This is a genomic window from Thiohalocapsa sp. ML1, from assembly GCF_001469165.1.
Lineage (GTDB): Bacteria > Pseudomonadota > Gammaproteobacteria > Chromatiales > Chromatiaceae > Thiohalocapsa.
In genome coordinates, this window is sequence record NZ_JABX01000108.1 from 1 (window position 1) to 2,394 (window position 2,394).

The window sequence follows — 2,394 nt, forward strand, 5'->3', positions numbered from 1 at the left end:
GAGTGTGAAGAAAGAGCGCGGCTAAAGCCGCTCCCACGGCGCCCGTGCGTGAGCCACGCCCCGTGGGAGCGGCTTTAGCCGCGACGGTGCTGCGGGCGCGAAGAAAGAGCGCGGCTAAAGCCGCTCCCACGGCGCACGTGCCGGAGCCACGCCCCGTGGGAGCGGCTTTAGCCGCGACGACTGCGGCGAGTGTGAAGAAAGAGCGCGGCTAAAGCCGCTCCCACAGCGCCCGTGCGCGAGCCAGGCCCCGTGGGAGCGGCTTTAGCCGCGACGACTGCGGTCAACGCACCACCCACGCAAGCATCAGGTCTGAGCTGTGCCGAAGCTCCCGCCTCGGTACCACTCAATCGCACCGATAACGGGCGAGACTCTCCGGTGCCAAATCCTCACCTTCCGGCCAGCAGAGTGCGCCGAGTGGGTCCACGCCAACCTGTCGGAAGTAACGATGCCGGCGAAGCCGCCAGTACGCATCGCGACGCTGAATCAAGGCTTCGAGATCGATCGTCCAGCGTTCTCCGCTGGCGAGGGAGACTTCCACCCGGTGATGCTCAAGTGGTTTGGCTTCGACCACCCGCGGCCAGGGTGTTTCAACCGCTGAGCTCATCCCATTTCTCCAACAATTCGCTTTGATTGTCGCAAATGAAGCGCTTGACGAAAGGCATGCTCGCGCACGCCTTCTCCGGAATCAAGCGCCGGCTGGTGCAAATGCTCTACCGCCACGGCTGGACGCGGCGCGTGCTGGATCTATTCGCCGTGCTGGACTGGATGATGCGCCTGCCCGCGAATCTTGAAGCTCAATGCCCTGAAGACCGACCACCCCATCTACACTTTTCTAAGGGCCGGCCCGGAAGCCTTTCGGGTGCTGACCGGTGGACACACGCTCTCGGGTGCGTACCGTTTCAGCTCGCTCACCATCAAGAGCCTGGAGCGGCGTCTGGACGGGATTCTCGAGCCCGACGGGCACGCCGGGCCGGCGTACGTGGTCGAATTCCAAGGGCAGCCGCAGGCCAAGGCCTGGTATAACCTGCTCACCAAGATGGGCCTGTACGGCGAGCAGTTTCCCGAGCGCGAAGTGCTCGGCATCGGCGTGCTGCTGCGCGAGCGCGACCGCCCGGACCAGCCGGCCTGGGCCAACGACAGCGAGCGGCCGCTATGCATCGTCGCGCTGGATCGGTTTCTGCCGCAGTGGCTGGAGCGCGAGCCCGACAACCCCTATGTCGCCGTGTTCGCGCCGCTGGTGATCGAAGACGACGCCGAGCTACGCCGCCGCGCCCCGAGCCTTTGGCAGGGCATCCGCCGCGCGCCGCTCGGCGAGGAAGCGCGCGAAGCGCTGTCGCAGGTCTTGGAATTTTGGTTTTTCGAACGCTTTCGCGGTCTGACCGCGCAGGAGATTTGGGCCATGCTGAACCTACCGACCCCCATTCAAGAGACTCGCGCCTACCAGAGCATCTTTGCGGAAGGCAAAGCCGAGGGAATAACCGAGGGCAAAGCCGAGGGAATAACCGAGGGCAAAGCCGAGGGCAAAGCCGAGGATCTCGGGCGGCTGCTGGCCCGCCGCTTCGGCCCCGTGCCCGACTGGGCCATCGCCCGCATCCAAGCAGCGCCCATCGCCCAGCTCGACGCCTGGCTCGACGGCATTTTCGACGCCGACCACCTGGAAGCACTCATCGGTCCGGAGCAGCAGGACTGAGGCTGCTTGCGGAGCCCAAAGAAAGAGCGCGGCTAAAGCCGCTCCCACAGCGCCCGTGCGCGAGACAGGCCCCGTGGGAGCGGCTTTAGCCGCGACGACTGCGGCGAGCGGGAAGAAAGAGCGCGGCTAAAGCCGCTCCCACAGCGCCCGTGCCGGAGCCAGGCCCCGTGGGAGCGGCTTTAGCCGCGACGACTGCGGTGAGTGTGAAGAAAGAGCGCGGCTAAAGCCGCTCCCACAGCGCACGTGCCGGAGCCAGGCCCCGTGGGAGCGGCTTTAGCCGCGACGACTGCGGCGAGTGTGAAGAAAGAGCGCGGCTAAAGCCGCTCCCACAGCGCACGCGCCGGAGCCACGCCCCGTGGGAGCGGCTTTAGCCGCGACGACTGCGGCGAGTGGGAAGAAAGAGCGCGGCTGAAGCCGCTCCCACAGCGCCCGTGCGTGAGCCACGCCCCGTGGGAGCGGCTTTAGCCGCGACGCTGCGGCGGGCGGGAAGAAAGAGCGCGGCTAAAGCCGCTCCCACGGCGCTCGTGCGTAAGTCGCGCCCCGTGGGAGCGGCTTTAGCCGCGACGACTGCGGCGAGTGTGAAGAAAAGAGCGCGGCTGAAGCCGCTCCCACGGCGCTCGTGCGAGAGCCTCGCCCTGTGGGAGCGGCTTTAGCCGCGACGGTGCCGCGGGCGGGAAAGAAAAGAGCGCGGCTAAAGCCGCTCC

Annotated in this window: 2 protein-coding genes; one reads left to right on the forward strand and one right to left on the reverse strand. The window is 66.8% G+C overall.

Annotation, left to right across the window (positions count from 1 at the left end; all coding sequences use genetic code 11):
- Positions 1-343: 343 nt before the first annotated feature.
- Entirely contained in the window at positions 344-604 is a 261-nt protein-coding gene (locus ML01_RS28205) for a DUF2442 domain-containing protein (protein WP_082674711.1), read from the reverse strand.
- 198 nt (positions 605-802) lie between these two features.
- Here ML01_RS28205 and ML01_RS26535 point away from each other — a divergent pair, with 198 nt between their 5' ends.
- A complete protein-coding gene (locus ML01_RS26535) occupies positions 803-1,690 on the forward strand; it encodes a DUF2887 domain-containing protein (protein WP_058558371.1) in 888 nt (295 codons plus the stop codon).
- Positions 1,691-2,394 lie beyond the last annotated feature (704 nt).